The sequence below is a fragment of the Marinobacter sp. F4206 genome (genome assembly GCF_019392195.1).
In the GTDB taxonomy this organism is placed as follows: domain Bacteria; phylum Pseudomonadota; class Gammaproteobacteria; order Pseudomonadales; family Oleiphilaceae; genus Marinobacter.
Genome location: NZ_JAHXKI010000001.1, coordinates 91,103 through 110,360 on the forward strand (window position 1 = coordinate 91,103; position 19,258 = coordinate 110,360).

Sequence of the window (19,258 nt, forward strand, 5' to 3'; positions counted from 1 at the left end):
GCGCTTGCGGTAACAGGTGGAGCAATGGCGGCTGAGGGTGATCAGCCGGTCATGATTGAAATCAAGCGAATGTCCATGGACACCGCGCTGACGATCGCCAAAACCGCGATCGAAGCCTGCCGGGAGCAAGGAGTTCAGGTTGCCGTCACCGTGGTTGATCGCGGTGGTCACCCCCAGGTTGTCCTGCGGGATGTTCTGGCCATGGATCTGGCCCTTGAAGTCAGCTATCGCAAGGCCTACACGGCCATGACGTTCACCAGCACAACGTCGTCACTTGAAGATCGTTTCACCGGCCCGTTTTCGGTGGGCAAGGTTGATAACGTTCTGCTGTCTGCAGGGGGAGTCCCGGTTCAGGCCAGCGGCGAGACCATAGGCGGGGTAGGTGTGAGTGGCGCACCTTCGGGTGAAGTTGACGAGAGCTGTGCTGAAGCGGGCGTAGCCGCTGTGGAGATGGATCTGGAAATGGCCTCGTTTTGATGGTTTCGTAGGACTAACCGAATAATGACAACATGATACGAAACATTCTTAAAGTAGGTTGTTTCCTTTTTCCGGGGTTGGTTTTTGGGCAATACCCCGATGCGATACAAACCCTGGTGGACGAAGGCTTGTCCATCGAGGCGCAGTTTGAAGCTCCGGGAGGTCTTGCTGGTTTTGTCGGTCGCCGCAATGGTCGGGCGGTGTCGTTGTACCTGATGCCCGACGGTGAGCATGTCGTGATTGGAAAGATGATTGACGGATTTGGCCGGAATCTGAGCGAAGAGCATTTCCGGGTTTGGCTGCCAAAACCCGACTTGAATGGTGCCTGGACAAGGCTGGGAAACGCGACATGGGTTGCTGAAGGTGCCGGCAACCCGGACAGGGTCGTGTACGTGTTCACGGATCCGAATTGCGGGTATTGCGTTGTATTCCGTGAAAAAGCTCAACCGCTTCTCAGAAGGGGTATTGAGCTAAGGCACATCCTGGTCGGGATCATTCAGCCGTCCAGTCTGGCCAAGTCGGCAAGCGTCATCGCCGCCGACGACCCTGTCGGGATGCTCGACTTTCATGATAGCCAATTTCCCCGGGATTGGCTTGATACGCCGAGTAACGTGCCCGAACCGCTCAGAGAGAAAATTGAAAGCAATAACCGATTGATGGAGGCCCTGTCGGTTTCGGCCACGCCCTCGGTTTTCTACCGCAATGAGCGGGGTAACGTGGAAAGTATCGTGGGTCTGCCGGACGACTCGGCGCTGTCCGAGGCCGTATTCCGGGCCGCGGATTAACTGGATTATCTGATTGGGTGAGGGACGGACAATGCCATTACACGCTGTCTTGCTGAGCGTTCTGCTACTGGTATCGGGAGGGGTGACCGCGGGCGAAGCCGATGTTCCTGAGCAGCTTGAGTTAACCCGGGTTTCTGAACGTGTTTACTCTGCCATTGGTGCAACAGCACCGGGCACTTACGAAAACCACGGCCACAACAATAACCTGAGCTTCATCATCACTGAAAATGGCGTGGTGGTGATGAATGGTGGTGACAATTACCTGCTGGCCAAGGCGTTGCATAATTCAATCCGAAGCATGACCGAGAAAGACGTACGTTATGTTGTTAATGAAAATGGTCAGGGGCACGCCATGCTGGGCAACAGTTATTGGCGGGATCAGGGGGTTCCGATCATTGCCCACGAATCGGCCATTGAGGAATTCCGCCAACATGGCGATATCAAGCTGGCAGCCATGCAGAACCGTAACAAGGAGAAAGCGGAGGGCACCTACGTCGCGGTTCCTGATATCAGCTTTTCTGAACAGCATGTCCTCGAAATGGGGGATGTCACGATTGAACTGCGCTATTTCGGTCCCGGACATTCACCCGGCGACATTGCGCTCTGGATACCGGAGGAAAAGTTGCTGATTACGGGTGATCTTGGTTTCCATCAGCGGCTTCTGGCGGTGTTCGAGGATACGGATACGGGAGCCTGGATCGAATCCTTTGACAGGATGAGTCAGCTCAATCCCCTGACGGTCATCCCCGGTCATGGTGAGCCAGCCACTCTGGATGTAATTCGAAAGGAAACAAGAGGATATCTGGTCTTCTTAAGAAATGCTGTAATCGAAATCCTGGAGCGTGGAGGTGGATTGGACGAAGCGTACAACATCGACCAGTCGCAGTGGGCCTACCTGGATACGTTCGAGGAGTTGGCCAGTAAAAATGCCGGACGGGTATACCAGCACCTTGAGTTCGACTACTTCTGAGGTACCCGAACCCAACGCCCAAGCTTCGGGACAGGTTGCCTGCCCCATACGAAAGGTTTTTATTCCTGCGTGGCGTTCAGCAGCTCGGGCTTCTTCAGCGCCTTTTGAAACAGATCCCGCTCTTCTGCGATGGCCATGGCACATAGCTCTGCCTGATCATCGCTCAAACCCTCGACTTTACGACTCAGAAATACCTGGATTTCTTCCGCCAGTTCCAGAACCTTGTCCCGGGCATCGGCTTCCGCCTTTGAAGTAAAGAGCATGGTTTCAGGATGTTTCAACGCCATATCCAGGCCGTCCCTATCGGAAAAATAGACTGCTTGTACCGCCATGGTCACTCCTCGCAGTGAATGTGCGTAGTGCTGTATAAAAATACAGTATAGCGAATGATGTCGCTATGGCACAACAAGGAATCGCGGCAGTCACAGATGAAATTCCGTTACAAAAAATGACATCTCGGCCTAGAGTATTAACGTAGAAAACAGAGTTTTTTCTGACCCCATTCATTTGAGGCTTGCGTTAGTCATGTTCACTGATCGAAGGGCGTTCACCGACCAAGGGTTCCGGCGATGAGGCGAAGCACGTTTGCGTGGGCCATGGTCGTTCTTGTCGTCGGGACAGGGCTCAGCATTGCACTCGGTCGGACCCTCTATCTTGAGGAGTCCCGGTCCATTGAGCTCGAGTTCAGGTCTGATATCGATCAGCTTTCCGCCGTGTTTGAGCGGGAGGTATTGCTGAACCTCGAAATTCTCTACGCCCTGAAAGAAGCCGTCAGCGTCCTGCCGGAAATGACCTCCGAACGCTTTGCCGTGATGACCAAGACCATTCTCGAACGTTCGCCAGCGATCCAGGCGTTTGCCTGGGCGCCGATGGTACTCCGGGCGGAAGTTCCCTCCTTTATCCGCCAACAGCGGCAGGAATTTGTCAATTATCTGATTCGAGAATCGTCGGACTCCGGTTTGCAGCAGGCACAGGAACGGGAGTGGTATGTGCCGGTGCAGTTTATCGAACCTCTGTCTGAGAATCGGGCGGCCCTGGGGTTTGACCTCGCCAGCGAGGCATCGCGGCTGGCAGCGCTGCTGAAGGCCATGCAGACAGGCAATATGTCAGCCACCGCAGGCATTCGTCTGGTTCAGGAACCCGGCAGTCAGAAAGGCTTTCTGGTGTTTGCGCCCCTGTACCGATCTGCATCGGACAGCCGGACCTCGGGAGCTGCATTGCAGCATTACGGTTTTATCAACGGGGTCTTTCGGGTTGGCGAACTGGTCAACCTTGCCATAGGTGATGAACTCAGTGGCGATTTCCTGTTCGAGGTCTACGACCGGTCCGGGCAGGAGAATGTGCTGCTGTTCAGCTCAGACGAGTTGGACGACCAGCGATGGGACAAGGAAGGCCGGTATACCTCCGCGGTGTTCGATATCGGAGGTCGCGAGTGGGTGGTTGAGGCCGTTCCCTCAAAAGGTTTTATTGAAAGCAGGCGAGGGGGCTTCCCGCTGTTTGTCGGAGTCGCAGGCATTGCCCTCGTCAGTCTGATCGTCAGCTATTTCATGATCAGCGTTCGCCGGAACTCTCAACTCAGCGCGGCCAAGACAGAGCTTGAGCGGATCTCACTGACCGATTCGCTCACTGGGCTGGCCAATCGAAGGCATTTCGACGCCCGCCTGGAACGGGAGTACCGTCGGGCAATACGCCAGGGTAGCGCGCTGTCGCTGGTGATGATTGATATCGACCATTTCAAGGAATACAACGACGAGTATGGCCATCCCGCAGGTGATGTCTGCCTGAGAAAGGTGGCAGATTGTCTGCGTCAGACCGTCCACCGTCCCGGTGATCTGGTGGCAAGGTACGGCGGTGAAGAATTCAGCATCGTGCTTCCGGATACCAAGGATGCCAAAAATGTTGGGGAAGCCTGTCGGCAGGCGGTCGAAGCGCTCAGAATTCCCCATGGCAGTTCTACCGCCGCCGACGTCGTGACGATCAGCGTCGGAATTTCAACGCTGACCCCGGAGACCTGGCAACAGAATCTGACCGATCTGCTTAATCGCGCGGACGACGCCCTGTATCAGGCAAAGGAGACCGGGCGCAACTGGGTGTGCCGGGCCTGAATCAGTACCGAATCAATGCCGCTCCCCAGGTAAAACCGCCGCCAAACGCCTCAAGCAGCAGAACGTCGTTGCGCTGGATCCGACCATCCCGGACGGCGACATCAAGCGCCAGGGGAATTGATGCGGCCGAGGTGTTGCCGTGTTCGTTTACAGTAACCACGACCTGTTCCATCGGCATGTTCAGCTTCTTTGCGGTCGCCGCGATGATTCGCAGGTTGGCCTGATGGGGAACCAGCCAGTCAATGTCGGATTTTTGCATCTGGTTGGCATCCAGAGTCTCGTCCACGATTTTCCCAAGGGTGTTCACCGCCACCTTGAAAACCTCGTTGCCCTTCATTTCCACGAAGGCTCGGCCGGCCTTTACCTGATCGTAGCCGTCTGAAATGCCACAGGGCACATGCAGGAGCTTTTCATACTGGCCATCGGCATGGATATGGGTGGAAAGGATGCCAGTCTCTTCATTGGCCTCAAGAACCACCGCACCAGCACCGTCACCGAACAGTACGCAGGTTCCCCGGTCCTCCCAGTTGATGATGCGGGAGAAGACCTCCGCACCAATAACCAGGGCTTTCTTGCTGCTCCCGGTCTTGATGAATTTTTCGGCCGTTGCCAGCGCGTAGACAAAGCCGCTGCACACCGCCTGAATATCGAACGCCGGGCAACCACGGATGCCCAGACGGGCCTGCAGGATGCATGCGGAACTGGGGAAGATCTTGTCCGGGGTCGAGGTGGCAAAAACAATCAGGTCGATCTCTTCCGGGACCAGTCCCGCTGCCTCGATAGCCTGGCGGGCAGCCGGCTCGGCCAGGTCGACTGTACTCTGGCCCTCAACGGCAATGTGTCGGCGCTCAATACCGGTTCGTTCACGAATCCACTGGTCAGTGGTGTCGACCATCTTTTCGAGGTCCTGATTGGTAACGATGTTCTCTGGCAGGTAAGAACCCGTGCCGGCAATTCGTGCAAACGTCATTCGTGAGAGTCCCGAGGCGTAACTTGGCTGTGTATCGTTCCCCCATGCTATACCCACAATCCCGCGAGCGTTATTAGCGATTTGTCAAAGGTGCCCCGAAACTGGCAGGCTCGGCTATTATGAAGAAGTCAGTGATCCGACACTCTGCAACGAAGAGGAGAGCACCAGCATGGGAATTTCGAATCATCAGCTTCACAAAGAGTTTCCGCAGTACAGCGACCTGATTGACGAACTGAAAAGCAACGATTCCAGGTTTGGCGATCAGTTCAAACAGTACGCAGAGTTGGATCAGGAAATCGAAGGGCTTGAAAAACGGGATGCCCCCATTGGAGACGATAAGCTGCATCGGCTTAAGCAGAAACGGGCACATTTGAAAGATCAGCTATACCAGGCACTGGTCCAGAACGGACGCGGTGCCTGATAGAAAATCCATTTGGAAAAAGCCGGGCAAAAGGAAGCGCCCGGCCAGCGCTTCAAACACCAGGGAAATGTCTGAAAAGCCCCTCTGATAGGGGTTTCCAAGTATTCAGCAAGCGTCGTGACGGGATTAGAATAGCAGCCTAATCAAGCACGGTTCCGAGAGTCCTTTCCCGGAACTTTAACAGCTGAATCCGGAGATATGACATGAAACGAGCTGCTGCTATTTATCAGGGCTGGAGAATGAAGCGCAACTTCATCAATCTGGTGATGACCATGGACCGTCGTCTGCTTAACGACGTAGGTTTTTCCCCCGATGTTGTTCATCAGAAACTGAGCACGCCTTTCTGGAAGTTCTGATGGTATTGAGACGTGCCCGGGGTTGAAGTGTTCTGGAGGCTCAAGCCTCAGTTCGCCCCGGGCAATTCTCACGCCTGCCAAACCTCTCCCGCCTTGCTTTTCCGAGACTGCTACTTCGGAAACAGAAAAACGACATTGACTCTGGCTCCCCATCCCTCAGGGCCGATGTCAGGGCTTTCTGCGTAATATCGTGGCCCTAAGCCCACTTGCATGATCTGTCTGCCCAGTTTAAACACCTGTCCGGCGAAAACACCGACCGGGATTGTCCAGTCTTTTGTCTCCCAGTTGTAGACCGAGTCTGCTGTCAGCGTGAGACTGAACGCCTTTGCAGTGGTGTAAGTGAAAAAGGGTTGAACGAACGATTGACTGACGTCATCGCGGTCGTTATCACCGGCTACGGACCAAATGTGATTCGCGAGTCCGCCAACGGTCCATGGGCCCGACTGTTTCAGTGCGACGGCGGTGGGTCCTAAGCCCCACTTTTCCGTTCCAAGCAGGTCATCGGTTGCCGTTGGCAGCAGGAAGACTGGACCGGCCCCCCAAATCCAGCCATTGGCCGTTGGTTGGACCGGAGAGAAGAAGAGGCTCTGGACGGTATCGCCCAAACCGCTCTGACTGCCAGCCCCGGGAAAGATATCGCTTTGGTCGACAACCGGCAGAATGGTCCGGCTGATCAGATTCCAATCTTCGTTGAGTGAGAAAGGGATCACCGGCTGAACGTTCAGTGTGTATCGGTCTCCGTCATCACCGGGCCCGATATTGGAGTCGAAATTTGACTGCAACGGAACCGACACCAGGCTAGCGATGGGGTTGGCAAGTTGCTTGGCCAAGTCCGAGGCATCCTGGGCTGAGGCGAGAGGGCTTAAAAGAACACCCGCCACAACTGGAACAAGTTTTCTGACATTAATCATTTGAGCACATCCTTTGTGAACTCAGGACTGATTAAGGCATAGTCAGTGTGTTCCGGGAATGCAACGTTTCCGTCAATGTTCGTGATCAGGCCATCCAGCCAAAGAGAAAATCAAACAAGGTTCCAAAAATTGACCGGTTGTCTCCGGTCGCCTCTGCCTGGGCCTCAGGAACCTCCTTGCTTTTGCCTGCTTGAACCTCAGTAGATGCCTGCTGGGGCATACCGGCCGCGGTTGGCTCGTCTGGCAACTGGGCACTCGGGTCGTCTTGCTGCGCTGTTTCGGCAGACGACGGAGCGGCCGCTTTTACCGGGGGCTCCGTCACATCCGCCGTCACTACCGGGTCTTGATGATCAACATAACTTTGCGATTTGTTTTGAACAGTTGGGGGCGATTCTTCATCTGGTGTCGAGTCAATTTCGGCCACTTTCGAGGTGACGGTAGTGGCAGGCTTTGATAGAGCCTCTTGCGTTGCCTCCACCTCGGGCTTCGCCTCATCCTCGGCAATTACGTTGGCTGGAGCGGGATTGGAGGCAGGAGCCGGCTCGGGTTTTTCTGCGGCTTTGTCCGGTTCGGGTTGTCCGTCCGGTTCAGGAGCGAGAGGTACGGTGAACGCCTTGGCAACGATTTTTTCCCGCTTGGGTTCGGCTTTGGCGGCCTGTTCGGGCGCTGCGTTGGAGATGCCAAGTGCTGAGAGAGCGTCGCCTTTCTTGCCAACGGTGTTGCCAGAAATGGTGGTTCCTGCTTTGTGGTGGATGCCGAGGGACGTCAGAGTGTCTGAGTCCAGGACTCCGCTCGTTCGAAGATGATCGGACCGATCCTGGTATTGTCGAATGGCTTTTTTCAGGGAGCTGTCCATCCAACCGTCAGCGCGCCCGATGTCATAGCCGGCCCCGTAGAGAGCGTTCTCCGCGGCAAAGATGACCTTAACGGTGTTGGCGTGGGAAAGGGTACTGGCGGTCAGTGCAAGTGAGATAATCAGAGCGTGCTGGGTAAAGCGATGTCTGACAACATTCATGATGAAACCCTCCATGGTCGCGGTATTCCTAAAGATTGGTTGAGTATTGAACATATTTGGGCGGCGTTCCGTGCACGACCACACATAGTTCTGATCCGGGGGATCCTGCCTGCCGACCGGGAATCGTTGTCTGGAAGCAAAAAACGGATGGCATCCGGGTAACAAATCCCGTTTCATGAGGGTCTTCGTCGAAACGTGAGGCCATGACATGCCAACGCCAACAGACATTGATCGGTCAACCCAGATGGTACGCCTCGCCCGAATGATCGAGGAGCGGGCGGAGGAAACGCTGACCCTGGAGATGCTCGCCGGCGTCGTTGGGCTGTCGCCAAGCAGGTTGCAAAAGGTTTTCAAGGAAGAAATCGGGGTTTCCCCAAGGGACTACCAGGAGGCCGTTCGCCTGAGGCGTTTCAAGGCCTCCCTGAGGCAAGGAGAAAATGTGACCGAGGCCATTTTTGCCTCTGGGTACGGCTCCGTCAGCCGGGTGTATGGCGAGCAACGTAGGAAACTTGGAATGAAGCTGAAAGATTATCAGGCCGGTGCCAGCGGCGAAATCATTGCTTACGCCTGCAGGCAAACCTCTTTGGGGCTGATCGCGATGGGGGCGACCCGCCAGGGTGTCTGTTTCGTGGAGTTTGGGGATGATGTGGATTCGCTCATCTCCTCGTTGCAGAAGGAGTTTCCCGGCGCGAGCCTGGTGCCGTCACCCGCGGCCGAAACACCAGAGCTTGATGACTGGATCAATGCCCTTGAGGAGAACGTGAACCGGGGAAAATCCAGCCCCGATATCCCTCTGGACATGCGGGGTACGTCCTTCCAGATTCAGGTATGGCGATTTCTGAAGAGCATTCAGGAGGGAGACGTGCTCAGCTATGGCGACGTTGCAAAACGTATTGGCAAGCCCAACGCCATCAGGGCTGTAGCGTCGGCCTGCGCGAGAAACCGAATTGCGCTGTTGATTCCCTGCCATCGGGTGCTGAGGGCTGATGGCCAACTGGGTGGCTATCGCTGGGGGCTTGAACGAAAACATGCCCTGTTGAGGGCAGAAAAAGAGGGCAATGACTAGCGCCATGGGCATGTAGGGGTTGTGTGTCCAGAACCGATGCCGGAATCTCTGAAGTGGGGCAATGCAATGGCACCAAATACCAGGCCGGTCTAGACTCGGATTCAAATGAAGGAGAAATTCTATGCTCCGTTGGCCGACTTCAACAATGATGCTGGCTGGTTTGCTGGCGTTATATGGGTGTTCATCTCCCAATACGTCGGAAACAGCTCCTGGTAAAGAGCTGTCTCCCGGCGCAAAGGGGCAGTTCCAGTGCGCGGATCGAAACGGTAACGACTACATCGATCAAAGCGAGCTGATATACATGCGTCAATGCGGAATTGGAGAGGATCTCAAATGCGGTGAAGTCCCTGAGGGCTCCAGGGATCGGCCACCGGCGGAGGATTTTGACCTTGGCCTGAGAATGCTGCAGGTCACCGATGCCGACGGTGATGACCGAATCAGCCGGTTGGAGTTCCGGGCCCACTGCAATAGTGCCGGCAAAGCGGAATAAGATCTCAGATTCCGATGTCGATCACGACTTTTAGCCCGGTGTGGGGCGCTGCTGAATAGCGTTTCTGGCCTCCGTAGCGGTTAACAATGTCCTGTACGATTGACAGGCCCAACCCATGGCCAGGGGTTTGTTCGTCAAGTCGCAATCCCCGTTGACCCAAGTTGGCCATTTCCTCCTCATCGACACCGGGGCCATCGTCAGTTACCACGATTCGGGCGAGGCCCTGCTCTTGTTCCAGGGCCAGCTCCACGCAACGGGATGACCACTTGCCGGCATTGTCGAGCAGGTTACCGAGGATCTCGTTCAGATCGTGTTCTTCAATTGGCCAGCGGGCTTCTTCTGTGAGCGAGGTGGCGAGCTCGAACGATTTTTCCGGGTATAATCGGCCCAGCATCCACAACAGATCCCGGGCCTGTTTCACCGGACTGGCGCTTTTGCCAAGCTGCGGTCCTGCGAACCGGCTGCGGCGCATCTCCGCTTCCAACTGCTTATCAATATCGTCAAGCCGGGCGGCCATTTGGTGCCTCAGGTCGTCGTCCAGGGGACGGCTGGTGTCCTCCAGGACCTGCCGGACCGCCGCGATGGGCGTTTTGACGCTGTGTGACAGGTTTGCCAGGGCGTCCCGGGAGCGTTCCAGACGTTGATCCAGCGAATCCAGCAATTGGTTGAGCTGTTCCACCAAGGGCTGGAATTCTTCAGGGCTTTGAACATGGATGCGTGATATTTCGCCTCCCTGAAGCCTATTCAGAGCCGCCTGAAGCGACAGCACCGGACGCATGGAGTAGCTGATGCCCAACCAGATCACGCCAACGAGTAAGAGAATCAACAGTATCGAGAGAATGGCCGTCCAGAGGTGCAACTCGGCCTGGCTGCTTTTCAGGGCCTCCAGATCCTCGGCAACAATCACCACGATGGGCATCCCGTCGACCAAAAACGACGCCCGATAGGCGAGGAGGTCGGAAGGTGCGTTTGGCGCGACAGCGCCTTCCACGTGCAAGGTGGCGGGTTGATCGGACTCGATCAGCGGCATCAATAGGGGCGTCCAGGATTCCGGTGAGATCAGGCTCTGAGAGGGCGATCGGATGGCAAAAGCGTGGTGAAAGACATCCTGGAAATAGTCACCGGTCTGGAGGTCTTCCAGGCGCCCGTTCGATTCCCGAATCTGGTGTTCGAGAAAGGCGACCTCATCCTTTAGCCGGCTCTCGACAAATTCCCTGGACATGCGATCAAGAAGCAGGCCATGTACTAGCCAGGCCAGCGCCATCAGGCCGATGCCGGCGGGTAACAGTAGTACGAGTAGGGCATTCTTGACCGAGGCGGGCTTTTTAATCCAAGTCATTAAACAGATATCCCTGGCCGCGCCGGGTTGAGATGGTTTCGGTACCAACGAGCTTACGAAGCCGCCTGATGTAAGCCTCTATCACGTTCTCGCTGGGGTTATCATTCAGGTTGTAGAGTTGTTCCATCAGCTGTTCTTTGGAGAAAACCTGGCCCGGACGGCTCATGAGGCACCGGAGTAACCGGAATTCGGTGCCGGTCAGGCTGTGTTCACTGCCATCGCCGACTCTCAGGCTTTGCCGGTTTTCATCCAGCTCGAACCGACCGGTTTTGACCAGAGAGAACCCCCTGCCTTCGCTTCTGCGCACGATGGCATTCAGACGGGCAATCAGTTCTTCGGTCTGAAACGGTTTCGCCAGGTAGTCGTCCGCTCCGGCCTTCAGGCCATTCACCTTGTCCTGCCAATCACCCCGTGCCGTCAGAATGAGTACAGGAAAGGACACCTGGTTGACGCGCCACTTGCGCAGCACATCCAGCCCGTTCCCGTCGGGTAAGCCGAGGTCCAGGACGCCAACCCGGTAGTCTTCCTGTTGGCCTAGTACATCCGCCTCGCGGGCGGTGTAGGCGGTGTCGACACTGAAACCCGCCTTTTCAAGCTGCCTCGCCAGCCCGTCGGCCAATAGGCGGTCATCTTCGATGAGCAGTAGCCGCATTCGGTACGTCCTTCATGGGGTTACAAAACGGTTGCCAGTGTCGGGGATTAACCTGAACTGGGCCTGAATAATAAATAGTTTGTCATTTTCAGTAAGAATTCAGGTTGGTGCGAGATCTTATCCATCGTTTCGTACTATTGCCTTGTTCCGAGTGCGAGGCAACTGGCGTTTTATCGCAGATCAAGTCACAGGAGAAGTTGGAATGAATGCATCAAAGTTTATTGTTGCCGCTGCGGCCATGTCCATGAGCGCAACTGTATTCGCTGCCGGCAGCCATGGTGGCGGCCACGGCGCCGGTATCGGCGAGCCTGGCAAGGCGGACGACGTGTCCCGCACCATTCAGGTTCAAATGCATGACAACTACTATGAGCCAGAGGCCATCGACGTTACCCGTGGCGAAACCGTCCGTTTCGTCGTCGAGAACAAGGGTAACCTTGTCCATGAATTCAATATCGGCACTCCGGACATGCACGAGGCCCATCGTGACGAAATGAAGATGATGGTTGAGCACGGCGTGATTCAGGGTGGCAAGCTCAATCACGACATGATGAACATGGATATGGGCAACGGCCATTCCATGAAACATGACGATCCCAACAGCGTGCTGGTTGAGCCGGGCGACAAACAGGAAATCGTCTGGACATTCAGCAGCAAGACCAACCTCGAGTTCGCCTGCAACATCCCGGGGCATTACCAGTCCGGAATGTACGGTGACGTGAACTTTGAATCCGCTGCAGACACCCAGGCCAGCGCAAACTGAGCCAGACGGGAAGAGTATGAACGGAGCACCCCATGGTGCTCCGGTTTCCAGTATTTCAGGAGCAACCAAGCGATGAAAAAAGTCCTTTGGGCAGGGGCTCTCGGCCTCCTTATGCCTGTAATCGCGGCTGCCGGTGAGTACGACATCACCGTGGACCGCGTGATGATCGATACCGGTGATTTTGTCAAAGAAGGTATTGGCTACAACGGTGCCTCTCCGGGGCCGGTCCTCCGGTTCAAAGAGGGTGAGACCGCGACAATTAATGTCACCAATAATCTGGATGAGGCTACGTCCATTCACTGGCATGGACTGATTCTGCCGTTTACCCAGGACGGTGTGCCGGGCATCAGCTTTGCGGGCATCCCCGCCGGGGAAACCTTTACCTATGAGTTTCCCGTGGTTCAGAGTGGCACCTACTGGTTTCACAGCCATTCGGGCTTCCAGGAGCCAAACGGCGCCTATGGCGCCATCGTGATTGAGCCGGAAGGTCGCGAGCCGTTTCGCTATGACCGCGAATATGTCATCCAACTGACGGACAAGCACCCACATGACGCCAACCGTGTCATGCGAAACCTGAAAATGATGCCGGATTACTACAACCGGCAGCAGCAGACGGTTGGCGATTTCTTTTCCGATGTTTCCGACCATGGCTTCATGGCCACCCTTCAGGATCGTCTCGCCTGGGGCGACATGCGCATGATGAAGGCCGATGTGGAAGACGTGCAGGGCTTTACGGGGTTGATCAATGGTAAAGGCCCGGACCAGAATTGGACTGGGTTGTTCGAGCCGGGCGAACGAATCCGCCTGCGGTTTATCAATTCATCAGCCATGGCTTACTTTGATATTCGAATCCCCGGTCTGGAAATGACCGTGGTGCAGGCGGATGGCAATAACGTGCAGCCGGTAACGGTGGACGAATTCCGGATTGGCGTTGCAGAAACCTACGACGTTATCGTGCGACCGAAGACCGCGGAAGCCTACACCATTTTCGCAGAGTCCATGGGCCGCTCTGGCTATGCCCGGGCCACCCTGGCGCCGGAAGAGGGTATGGAAGGTGAAGTTCCCGAACTCCGGGAAGCTCCGCTCCTGACCATGGCCGACATGGGTGGCATGCATGGCATGGATCACGGAAACATGGATATGAGTGGTTCCGGCGAAATGTCCGGAATGGATCATTCGTCGATGGACGGCATGGACCAGTCGGATATGGCCGACATGGACCATTCAGCGATGGAAAACAAGGATCAAGCCGGTTCGGATATGAAAGGCATGGATCACTCCGGGATGGCCGGAATGGATCACAGCTCCATGGTGATGTCCGAAGGTGGCCCGAGCGACCCCTTCTACGCGGACGGAAGCGGCCTGGTTCCCGTCGCGGCCAATGGTGGCAAGTTCCTTTCCTATTCGGACCTCCGCGCCCAGAAGCCGATGTACGAGGAGCGTGAACCGACCCGGGAAATCGAACTCCGTCTCACCGGGAATATGGAACGGTATACCTGGAGCATCAATGGCGTTAAGTATGAAGACGCCGAGCCGCTGAAACTCCAATACGGCGAACGAGTCCGCTTCAAGTTTGTGAACGAGACCATGATGACCCACCCGATGCATCTACACGGCATGTGGTCGATCCTTGACGTTGGGGCTGGTGAGTGGAACCCGGTGAAGCACACCGTGAGCGTTCAGCCTGGCACAACCGTTTACATGGAGACTGAAGTAGATGCCCCGGGACAGTGGGCCTTCCATTGCCATCTGTCTTACCATGCGGCTTCTGGTATGTTCCGGAAAGTCGTTGTGGAAGGTGGCCCCGACCAGGGCAACACCGCCGGCATTAACGCCAAGCAGGACGGAGGTGATGCATGAAGTCTCTGACCCTTTCTGCGCTGGCTTTGGCGATTGCTGTTCCATCGGTTCCGGCGTTGGCCAGTGACATGCGAGAGGATACGACCGGACGGAAGGATCCGCTGACCGTTTGGGGTGTTCAGTTCGAGGAACTGGAGTACCGCTACAGCGACGATGATGAGGAATTGGGCGTCTGGAATGGTGATGCCTTTTACGGGACTGACGATCTCAAGTTCCGGTGGTTGGGCAAGGGTGAGTACTCCGTTGAAGAGCAGGCGTATGAGCAGCTTGAGAATCAGCTACTCGTCCAGACCCCGATTTCTGACTTCTTCGACGCCAAGGCCGGGGTGAGGTTCGATACCCCGGAAGGACCGGATCGGACCTACGCCGTTATTGGCATTGCCGGCTTGGCACCGTACTGGTTCGAGGTAGATGCGAGTCTGTATGTCAGTGACGAGGGCGACACCTCGGCCGAGTTTGACGCCGAATACGAACTGCTCCTGACCAACCACCTCATTCTCTCGGCCGGCGTGGACGCGACAGTCGCGTTCAGCGAGGATCGGGAAATAGGACTGGGTAAGGGGCTAAGCTCGACGGAAACCGGTCTCAGATTGAGCTACGATCTGATTGATCGTTCCCTCTCGCCCTACATCGGCGTAGTCCATGAGCGAAAATACGGTGATACCGCAGACTTCGCCAAAGCAGAGGGAGGCGGCACCGAAGACTGGTTTGCCGTGGTTGGAGCCAAGCTCGCCTTCTGATCCCACCTTCAACGGGCCCGGGTGCGCCGCCTCGGCCCGTTTTTAACCTACCAATACTACAGACGACGAGTTGTTTTGCCTGGATCCTGACCGGAAAATAGACCAGCATGTTTAGCAACACTAGAACTCGGGTTATTTCCGCGGAGTCCTATTATGATAGAGAATGACATGTTTGGTTATGTTTACTGGTGCGAGTGCTGACTGAATATCTGGAAGGTGGGAGGATGCCATGTCTTACACGATCAACCGAATCATTAAGAACGTGGATTTCGAAGAGGCGGACAAGAAGGTTCGCGAGGTGTTGGGGGATCATGGCTTCGGAGTGCTGACGGAAATCGACGTCAAGGCGACGATGAAGAAAAAACTCGACAAGGACATGTCGGCCTACCGGATTCTCGGGGCCTGTAATCCGACCATGGCCTGGGAAGCCATCGGCCTCGAACCCCGTGTCGGCGCCATGCTGCCGTGCAACGTGATTCTCAGGGAGGTGCCCGACGGCGTGGAGGTCAGTGCGATTGATCCGGTCGCGTCCATGACGGCGATCGAAAACGACGAGCTGAAACAGGTTGCAGGTAAGGTCCGGGATATGCTGTCAGAAGTTGTCCGAGCGATCTGAATCTGTGGCTACCTGGCGGCGCCCGCCTACGAGGTGCATATACCCGGCCAAAGTGTGCTGTATAAGTCGGCGAGCCTGTTTGAAGCAAAGCACTACATCGAAATTCTGCTGGGGGGCAGCGTTGTAACAACGTTTTGCCGGCCACCCTAGTGGATCGGTCTTTCAGCCTCGGCTCAGTAAGCCCCGGCACTGTAGATCAATTCGTAGCTGTGGCTGTAGATTTCCAGAATGTTCCCGAACGGATCTTCCATGTAGATCATTCGGTATGGCTTCTCGCCTGGGTAGTAATACCGGGGTTTTTCCATGCGTTTCTTGCCACCGGCCTGAACAATCCGCTCCGCCAGTTCCTCGACATTTGGATCCTGAACGCAGAAATGAAACACGCCGGTTTTCCAGTACTCGAAGTTGTTCTCCGGGTTTTGCTGGTTGTTGAACTGGAAGAGTTCCACACCGATCCTGTCGCCAGTCGATAAATGAGCAATCCGAAAGGATTCCCAGCCGGCGCCGAACACATCGGTACACATTTCTCCGATCGCGCTGTTGTCCTCGTGTATCTCGGTTGGAGACATGATGAGGTACCACCCCAGGACTTCTGTATAGAACCGGACGGCTTCCTCCAGGTCGGGGACGGAAATGCCAATGTGAGAGAAGGTTCTCGGGTATGCGTTAGCCATTGGATGCTCCTTGAGGATAGATTTCGATCACACGAGGAGACAATAAAAGCAAACGCTGATAACGTAAAATTATCAATAGTAATGGCATGGAAAACGAAATGTGATGCTAAATCCACGTTGGCTGCAAACGTTCTGCTCGTTGGTGGAAATTGGAAGTTTCACCCGAACCGCAGAGCAGCTCTTCATGACCCAGTCAGGGGTCAGTCAGCACGTTCGAAAACTGGAAGACCAGTTGGGCGTCGAGTTGCTTACCCGGGAACACAAAGCCTTTTCCTTGACCGAGGCCGGTCGCCGGCTCTATATCGATGGGCGAGCGCTTCTGGTGTCCCTGGAAAACCTTCAGGTCAGCGTGGGGGAAGATCCCAGCCACGAAGGGGAGGTGAGGATCATGTCTCCGGGCAGCGTCGGGTTGTCACTTTTCCCCCAGTTGCTGGATCTTCAGGTGGACCATCCGAAGCTTGTAATCGATTACCGGTTTGCGCCCAACGACGACATTGAGGCGGCTGTAGCCAAGGACGCCATCGATATCGGTTTGATGACCCGGCCACCGGAACGGCCGGAGATCAGGGGCGAGCTTCTGGGCGAGGAGCCATTGCTGCTGGTGATGCCCGTGGAATATGCGCCGACATGGCAGAACCTGATGACGCTGGGTTTCATTGACCATCCCGATGGCCACTACCATGCCCGGAAACTTCTCGGCGAAAACTTTGAGGAATTCGAGAGCACCCATCAGCTAGCCAAGCGCGGTTTTTCCAACCAGATTGGGTTAATTCTCGAACCAGTCAGCCGCGGCCTGGGGTTCACCGTGTTGCCACGTTACGCGGTAGAAGCCTTTCCGAACCCTGCCGCCATTGCTTCCTATCCACTTGCGAAGCCAGTCAGTGAACCACTGTTTCTGGTGGGACAGGTTAGAAAGCAGCCGCCGCGTCGCGTCGACACCATTGCGGACGAAATTCGGAAACTGGGCGAACTCAATAGCCCTTCATTGGCGAATGGCCACCATGGCCATTCACCCGAGTAACCCCTCAATCCACCTTGAATCGACTGACCAACGTGTCCATCTCCTCGGCCATGCCAGCGAGGGATTGTCCTGACTGGTTAACGTGGGATATATCCCCTGTGAGTTCATCTATGGCGTTGCTACTCGCTTCAACCGTCTGGGTCATTTCCGATGCAGTCGCCCTTTGCTGCTCTGTAGCGCTGGCGATTTGTGTGGTCATTTCAACAATGCTGTTGACTGCCGCGAGGATATCGGAGAGCGCCTCGCCCGATTTGCTCGCCTCTTCCGTGGCTTCACCGGCGAGCTGTTTTGCCTTGCTCATGTCCACCACGGCTCCAGCTGCGCCACTCTGCAGTTGCGAGACGATTCGTTCGATATCCACTGTGGAGTCCTGAACCCGTTTGGCAAGACCGCGCACTTCGTCCGCCACCACGGCGAAGCCACGGCCGGCCTCACCGGCACGGGCCGCCTCGATCGCGGCATTGAGGGCGAGGAGGTTGGTCTGTTCCGCAATGCTCTGGATAACTTCCAGCACACTGCCAATTTCGCCGGACTCCTTCTCCAGTTGTTGAATCCGCCTGGAGCCTTCCTCAACCTGATTGGCCAGATTGGAGACAACCTGCACCGCAGTGGCAACGGTTGACTGACCTGTGTTCGCCAGGGACGCAGCCTTGCGCGCTGACTCGTCGGTTTCACTTGTGTTTGATGCAATCTCTTCAGAGGTGGATACCATCTCCTGCATCGCCGCCGAAACCTGGGTGATCTGGTCTCGCTGTTGCTCCGAGTTGGCGGTGGTGCGTTCGGTGATGCCGGACAGGGATTCGGATTCGCCCGTCAGCTTCCGCGAGGTTTTTACGATCTGCGAGATAGTCTCCTCGAGAGTCGCCAGGAACGAGTTCACTGCGCTGATGAAGTCACCAATTTCATCTGGCCGTCCCGGAGTCAGGCGCGTTGAGAGGTCACCGTTGTTCTGGGCAATGTCGTCGAGGTAGCCCAGGATTTCCTGCTTCGCTCTCTTGACGCTGTTGCCCATCATGCGACTCATCAGAACCGCTACGATCAGCCCCAATACTGCCGAGACAACGAAGGCTATCAGCGTAAAGTTAAGGGCGACGTCGGTTTCCTGGTCCGCCAAGTCTGCCTGCACTTCCAGCTCCGCGAAAATACTGCTTTCCAGTTCCCGGGCCATTCGGGCAACTTCCGGACCCATGACATCCAGTTTCTGTGACTTCACGCTGATCACGATGCTCTGCTGCTCAAGCAGCTCCTGAACCGAGGAGCGATAGCTTTCCAGCTCCTCGACGGCGGTGTTCAGGTAGGTTTTGACAAAATCAGGCCCGCTGTCGGTATCCAGCAGTTCCAGGGCATCCGAGAGGTCTTCGATGGCCCAGCCCAACGCTTTTTTCGAATCCTCGTCGCCGTTTGCGAAGTAGCGCTGGGCGGTCATGCGCATGGTTAGTGCGTCGCTGAGCAACTGTTCCAGGCCAGCCCGCAAATTGCTTTCGGGCTGTCTGTTGGCGACCCCGTTCAGCGCAAGTCGAATGGCCTTGGTGGCATTCGGTCCGTGTTCATCAAGTTCCTCGTCGATGATCGCAAGCACTCGCCGCTTGGCCGGAACCAGTTCATTTCTGAAAGCCGCAATGTAGTTCATGGTTGTCGATTCAATACGGTCAACAAGCTTTGCCGCCTCTGGTTCCCGGATATCGTCTTGGGCCCGGGCCATGACCTCATTGAACCGGGCTTCCTGTTCATCGAAACGACCAAGCACTTTCTCGTTCCCGGTCGAGAAAAAGTCTGCCACCCGAAGGCGCATGCGGTAGACACTGATAATGGAATCGGTACCAAGGGACGTGTCGGGTGCCAGATCCCTGGCCACCGTGTTCATATGCTCATCGAGCAACTGGAATTCGCGAACACTGAACAGTGTGACAGCAGCAAAAAGCAGCAGGATGAACGCTGGAGCTATCAGGAGTTTTCCCGGTACGCCCAGTTTACGTTCTGTCGATTCGAGAAATGAGAAGGCCAAAGCGAGATCCTTTATTGAATTATTG

Annotated in this window: 21 protein-coding genes; 13 read left to right on the top strand and 8 right to left on the bottom strand. The window is 55.8% G+C overall.

Annotated features, from left to right (window positions below):
* Positions 1-24: 24 nt before the first annotated feature.
* From KZO34_RS00445 to KZO34_RS00455, 3 genes are read left to right on the top strand one after another with little or no spacing between them, the layout of a single operon-like run.
* The gene (locus tag KZO34_RS00445; RefSeq protein WP_219472168.1) at positions 25-477 is read left to right on the top strand and encodes a GlcG/HbpS family heme-binding protein; all 453 of its coding nucleotides are present in this window, start codon (positions 25-27) and stop codon (positions 475-477) included.
* Between the two features lie 32 nt (positions 478-509).
* A complete protein-coding gene (gene dsbG, locus KZO34_RS00450; protein WP_219472172.1) occupies positions 510-1,262 on the top strand; it encodes a thiol:disulfide interchange protein DsbG in 753 nt (250 codons plus the stop codon).
* 31 nt (positions 1,263-1,293) lie between these two features.
* The gene (locus KZO34_RS00455) at positions 1,294-2,232 is read left to right on the top strand and encodes an MBL fold metallo-hydrolase (RefSeq protein ID WP_219472176.1); all 939 of its coding nucleotides are present in this window, start codon (positions 1,294-1,296) and stop codon (positions 2,230-2,232) included.
* A gap of 59 nt (positions 2,233-2,291) precedes the next feature.
* Here KZO34_RS00455 and KZO34_RS00460 read toward each other — a convergent pair whose 3' ends face one another.
* Positions 2,292-2,564, bottom strand: a complete 273-nt coding sequence (locus KZO34_RS00460) for a YebG family protein (RefSeq protein ID WP_219472178.1) — start codon at positions 2,562-2,564, stop codon at positions 2,292-2,294.
* Between the two features lie 237 nt (positions 2,565-2,801).
* Here KZO34_RS00460 and KZO34_RS00465 point away from each other — a divergent pair, with 237 nt between their 5' ends.
* Positions 2,802-4,337, top strand: coding sequence for a CHASE domain-containing protein (locus KZO34_RS00465; protein WP_219472198.1), 1,536 nt, complete (start codon positions 2,802-2,804; stop codon positions 4,335-4,337).
* A gap of 1 nt (position 4,338) precedes the next feature.
* On the opposite strand, the gene KZO34_RS00470 is transcribed toward KZO34_RS00465, so the two are convergent.
* On the bottom strand, positions 4,339-5,307 hold the full coding sequence (locus tag KZO34_RS00470; protein ID WP_219472204.1) for a beta-ketoacyl-ACP synthase III: 969 nt from the start codon (positions 5,305-5,307) through the stop codon (positions 4,339-4,341).
* A 169-nt stretch (positions 5,308-5,476) separates the two neighbouring features.
* On the opposite strand from KZO34_RS00470, the gene KZO34_RS00475 reads away from it, so the two are divergent.
* Together KZO34_RS00475 and KZO34_RS00480 are read left to right on the top strand one after the other, a co-directional pair.
* Positions 5,477-5,728, top strand: coding sequence for a YdcH family protein (locus KZO34_RS00475; RefSeq protein WP_219472206.1), 252 nt, complete (start codon positions 5,477-5,479; stop codon positions 5,726-5,728).
* A 203-nt stretch (positions 5,729-5,931) separates the two neighbouring features.
* On the top strand, positions 5,932-6,084 hold the full coding sequence (locus KZO34_RS00480) for a DUF1127 domain-containing protein (protein ID WP_219472208.1): 153 nt from the start codon (positions 5,932-5,934) through the stop codon (positions 6,082-6,084).
* 110 nt (positions 6,085-6,194) lie between these two features.
* On the opposite strand, the gene KZO34_RS00485 is transcribed toward KZO34_RS00480, so the two are convergent.
* Positions 6,195-6,995, bottom strand: coding sequence for a transporter (locus KZO34_RS00485; RefSeq protein ID WP_257900118.1), 801 nt, complete (start codon positions 6,993-6,995; stop codon positions 6,195-6,197).
* Between the two features lie 85 nt (positions 6,996-7,080).
* A complete protein-coding gene (locus KZO34_RS00490; protein ID WP_219472211.1) occupies positions 7,081-8,187 on the bottom strand; it encodes a peptidoglycan-binding domain-containing protein in 1,107 nt (368 codons plus the stop codon).
* A gap of 31 nt (positions 8,188-8,218) precedes the next feature.
* Here KZO34_RS00490 and KZO34_RS00495 point away from each other — a divergent pair, with 31 nt between their 5' ends.
* Both KZO34_RS00495 and KZO34_RS00500 read left to right on the top strand, forming a co-directional pair.
* Entirely contained in the window at positions 8,219-9,076 is an 858-nt protein-coding gene (locus KZO34_RS00495; RefSeq protein WP_219472214.1) for a bifunctional transcriptional activator/DNA repair enzyme AdaA, read from the top strand.
* A gap of 121 nt (positions 9,077-9,197) precedes the next feature.
* On the top strand, positions 9,198-9,566 hold the full coding sequence (locus tag KZO34_RS00500; RefSeq protein ID WP_219472217.1) for an EF-hand domain-containing protein: 369 nt from the start codon (positions 9,198-9,200) through the stop codon (positions 9,564-9,566).
* Positions 9,567-9,570: 4 nt separating this feature from the next.
* Here the strand turns inward: KZO34_RS00500 and KZO34_RS00505 are convergent, their stop codons facing one another.
* The gene (locus tag KZO34_RS00505) at positions 9,571-10,905 is read right to left on the bottom strand and encodes an ATP-binding protein (RefSeq protein ID WP_219472220.1); all 1,335 of its coding nucleotides are present in this window, start codon (positions 10,903-10,905) and stop codon (positions 9,571-9,573) included.
* Positions 10,892-11,557 carry a response regulator gene (locus tag KZO34_RS00510; protein ID WP_219472223.1) on the bottom strand — a complete coding sequence of 222 codons (666 nt, stop codon included), beginning with the start codon at positions 11,555-11,557 and terminating at the stop codon, positions 10,892-10,894. Before KZO34_RS00510 ends, KZO34_RS00505 begins: the two co-directional genes overlap by 14 nt.
* Before the next feature lie 202 nt (positions 11,558-11,759).
* Here KZO34_RS00510 and KZO34_RS00515 point away from each other — a divergent pair, with 202 nt between their 5' ends.
* The 4 genes from KZO34_RS00515 to KZO34_RS00530 all read left to right on the top strand — a co-directional run bounded on the left by KZO34_RS00515 (position 11,760) and on the right by KZO34_RS00530 (position 15,533).
* On the top strand, positions 11,760-12,317 hold the full coding sequence (locus KZO34_RS00515; RefSeq protein WP_219472226.1) for a cupredoxin domain-containing protein: 558 nt from the start codon (positions 11,760-11,762) through the stop codon (positions 12,315-12,317).
* Positions 12,318-12,389: 72 nt separating this feature from the next.
* Positions 12,390-14,177, top strand: a complete 1,788-nt coding sequence (locus KZO34_RS00520; protein WP_219472230.1) for a copper resistance system multicopper oxidase — start codon at positions 12,390-12,392, stop codon at positions 14,175-14,177.
* A gap of 68 nt (positions 14,178-14,245) precedes the next feature.
* Positions 14,246-14,917 carry a copper resistance protein B gene (locus tag KZO34_RS00525; protein WP_374706511.1) on the top strand — a complete coding sequence of 224 codons (672 nt, stop codon included), beginning with the start codon at positions 14,246-14,248 and terminating at the stop codon, positions 14,915-14,917.
* Positions 14,918-15,146: 229 nt separating this feature from the next.
* The gene (locus KZO34_RS00530) at positions 15,147-15,533 is read left to right on the top strand and encodes a DUF302 domain-containing protein (protein ID WP_219472236.1); all 387 of its coding nucleotides are present in this window, start codon (positions 15,147-15,149) and stop codon (positions 15,531-15,533) included.
* Between the two features lie 173 nt (positions 15,534-15,706).
* On the opposite strand, the gene KZO34_RS00535 is transcribed toward KZO34_RS00530, so the two are convergent.
* Positions 15,707-16,207: a lactoylglutathione lyase family protein gene (locus tag KZO34_RS00535; RefSeq protein ID WP_219472239.1), complete on the bottom strand. Its 501-nt coding sequence runs from the start codon at positions 16,205-16,207 to the stop codon at positions 15,707-15,709.
* Between the two features lie 103 nt (positions 16,208-16,310).
* On the opposite strand from KZO34_RS00535, the gene KZO34_RS00540 reads away from it, so the two are divergent.
* The gene (locus KZO34_RS00540; RefSeq protein WP_219472242.1) at positions 16,311-17,228 is read left to right on the top strand and encodes a LysR family transcriptional regulator; all 918 of its coding nucleotides are present in this window, start codon (positions 16,311-16,313) and stop codon (positions 17,226-17,228) included.
* A gap of 4 nt (positions 17,229-17,232) precedes the next feature.
* Here KZO34_RS00540 and KZO34_RS00545 read toward each other — a convergent pair whose 3' ends face one another.
* Entirely contained in the window at positions 17,233-19,233 is a 2,001-nt protein-coding gene (locus tag KZO34_RS00545; protein ID WP_257900119.1) for a methyl-accepting chemotaxis protein, read from the bottom strand.
* Between the last annotated feature and the right edge of the window lie 25 nt (positions 19,234-19,258).

Excerpts from the sequence above, each read along its gene's own strand:
- KZO34_RS00480 (WP_219472208.1), top strand. The coding sequence starts at position 5,932 with ATGAAACGAGCTGCTGCTATTTATCAGGGCTGGAGAATGAAGCGCAAC.
- KZO34_RS00525 (WP_374706511.1), top strand. The coding sequence starts at position 14,246 with ATGCGAGAGGATACGACCGGACGGAAGGATCCGCTGACCGTTTGGGGT.
- KZO34_RS00520 (WP_219472230.1), top strand. The coding sequence starts at position 12,390 with ATGAAAAAAGTCCTTTGGGCAGGGGCTCTCGGCCTCCTTATGCCTGTA.
- KZO34_RS00445 (WP_219472168.1), top strand. The coding sequence starts at position 25 with ATGGCGGCTGAGGGTGATCAGCCGGTCATGATTGAAATCAAGCGAATG.
- KZO34_RS00470 (WP_219472204.1), bottom strand. The coding sequence starts at position 5,307 with ATGACGTTTGCACGAATTGCCGGCACGGGTTCTTACCTGCCAGAGAAC.
- KZO34_RS00485 (WP_257900118.1), bottom strand. The coding sequence starts at position 6,995 with ATGATTAATGTCAGAAAACTTGTTCCAGTTGTGGCGGGTGTTCTTTTA.
- KZO34_RS00475 (WP_219472206.1), top strand. The coding sequence starts at position 5,477 with ATGGGAATTTCGAATCATCAGCTTCACAAAGAGTTTCCGCAGTACAGC.
- KZO34_RS00505 (WP_219472220.1), bottom strand. The coding sequence starts at position 10,905 with ATGACTTGGATTAAAAAGCCCGCCTCGGTCAAGAATGCCCTACTCGTA.
- KZO34_RS00455 (WP_219472176.1), top strand. The coding sequence starts at position 1,294 with ATGCCATTACACGCTGTCTTGCTGAGCGTTCTGCTACTGGTATCGGGA.
- KZO34_RS00540 (WP_219472242.1), top strand. The coding sequence starts at position 16,311 with ATGCTAAATCCACGTTGGCTGCAAACGTTCTGCTCGTTGGTGGAAATT.
- KZO34_RS00500 (WP_219472217.1), top strand. The coding sequence starts at position 9,198 with ATGCTCCGTTGGCCGACTTCAACAATGATGCTGGCTGGTTTGCTGGCG.
- KZO34_RS00460 (WP_219472178.1), bottom strand. The coding sequence starts at position 2,564 with ATGGCGGTACAAGCAGTCTATTTTTCCGATAGGGACGGCCTGGATATG.
- KZO34_RS00495 (WP_219472214.1), top strand. The coding sequence starts at position 8,219 with ATGCCAACGCCAACAGACATTGATCGGTCAACCCAGATGGTACGCCTC.
- KZO34_RS00530 (WP_219472236.1), top strand. The coding sequence starts at position 15,147 with ATGTCTTACACGATCAACCGAATCATTAAGAACGTGGATTTCGAAGAG.
- KZO34_RS00535 (WP_219472239.1), bottom strand. The coding sequence starts at position 16,207 with ATGGCTAACGCATACCCGAGAACCTTCTCTCACATTGGCATTTCCGTC.
- KZO34_RS00515 (WP_219472226.1), top strand. The coding sequence starts at position 11,760 with ATGAATGCATCAAAGTTTATTGTTGCCGCTGCGGCCATGTCCATGAGC.
- KZO34_RS00465 (WP_219472198.1), top strand. The coding sequence starts at position 2,802 with ATGAGGCGAAGCACGTTTGCGTGGGCCATGGTCGTTCTTGTCGTCGGG.
- KZO34_RS00490 (WP_219472211.1), bottom strand. The coding sequence starts at position 8,187 with ATGAAACGGGATTTGTTACCCGGATGCCATCCGTTTTTTGCTTCCAGA.
- dsbG (WP_219472172.1), top strand. The coding sequence starts at position 510 with ATGATACGAAACATTCTTAAAGTAGGTTGTTTCCTTTTTCCGGGGTTG.
- KZO34_RS00510 (WP_219472223.1), bottom strand. The coding sequence starts at position 11,557 with ATGCGGCTACTGCTCATCGAAGATGACCGCCTATTGGCCGACGGGCTG.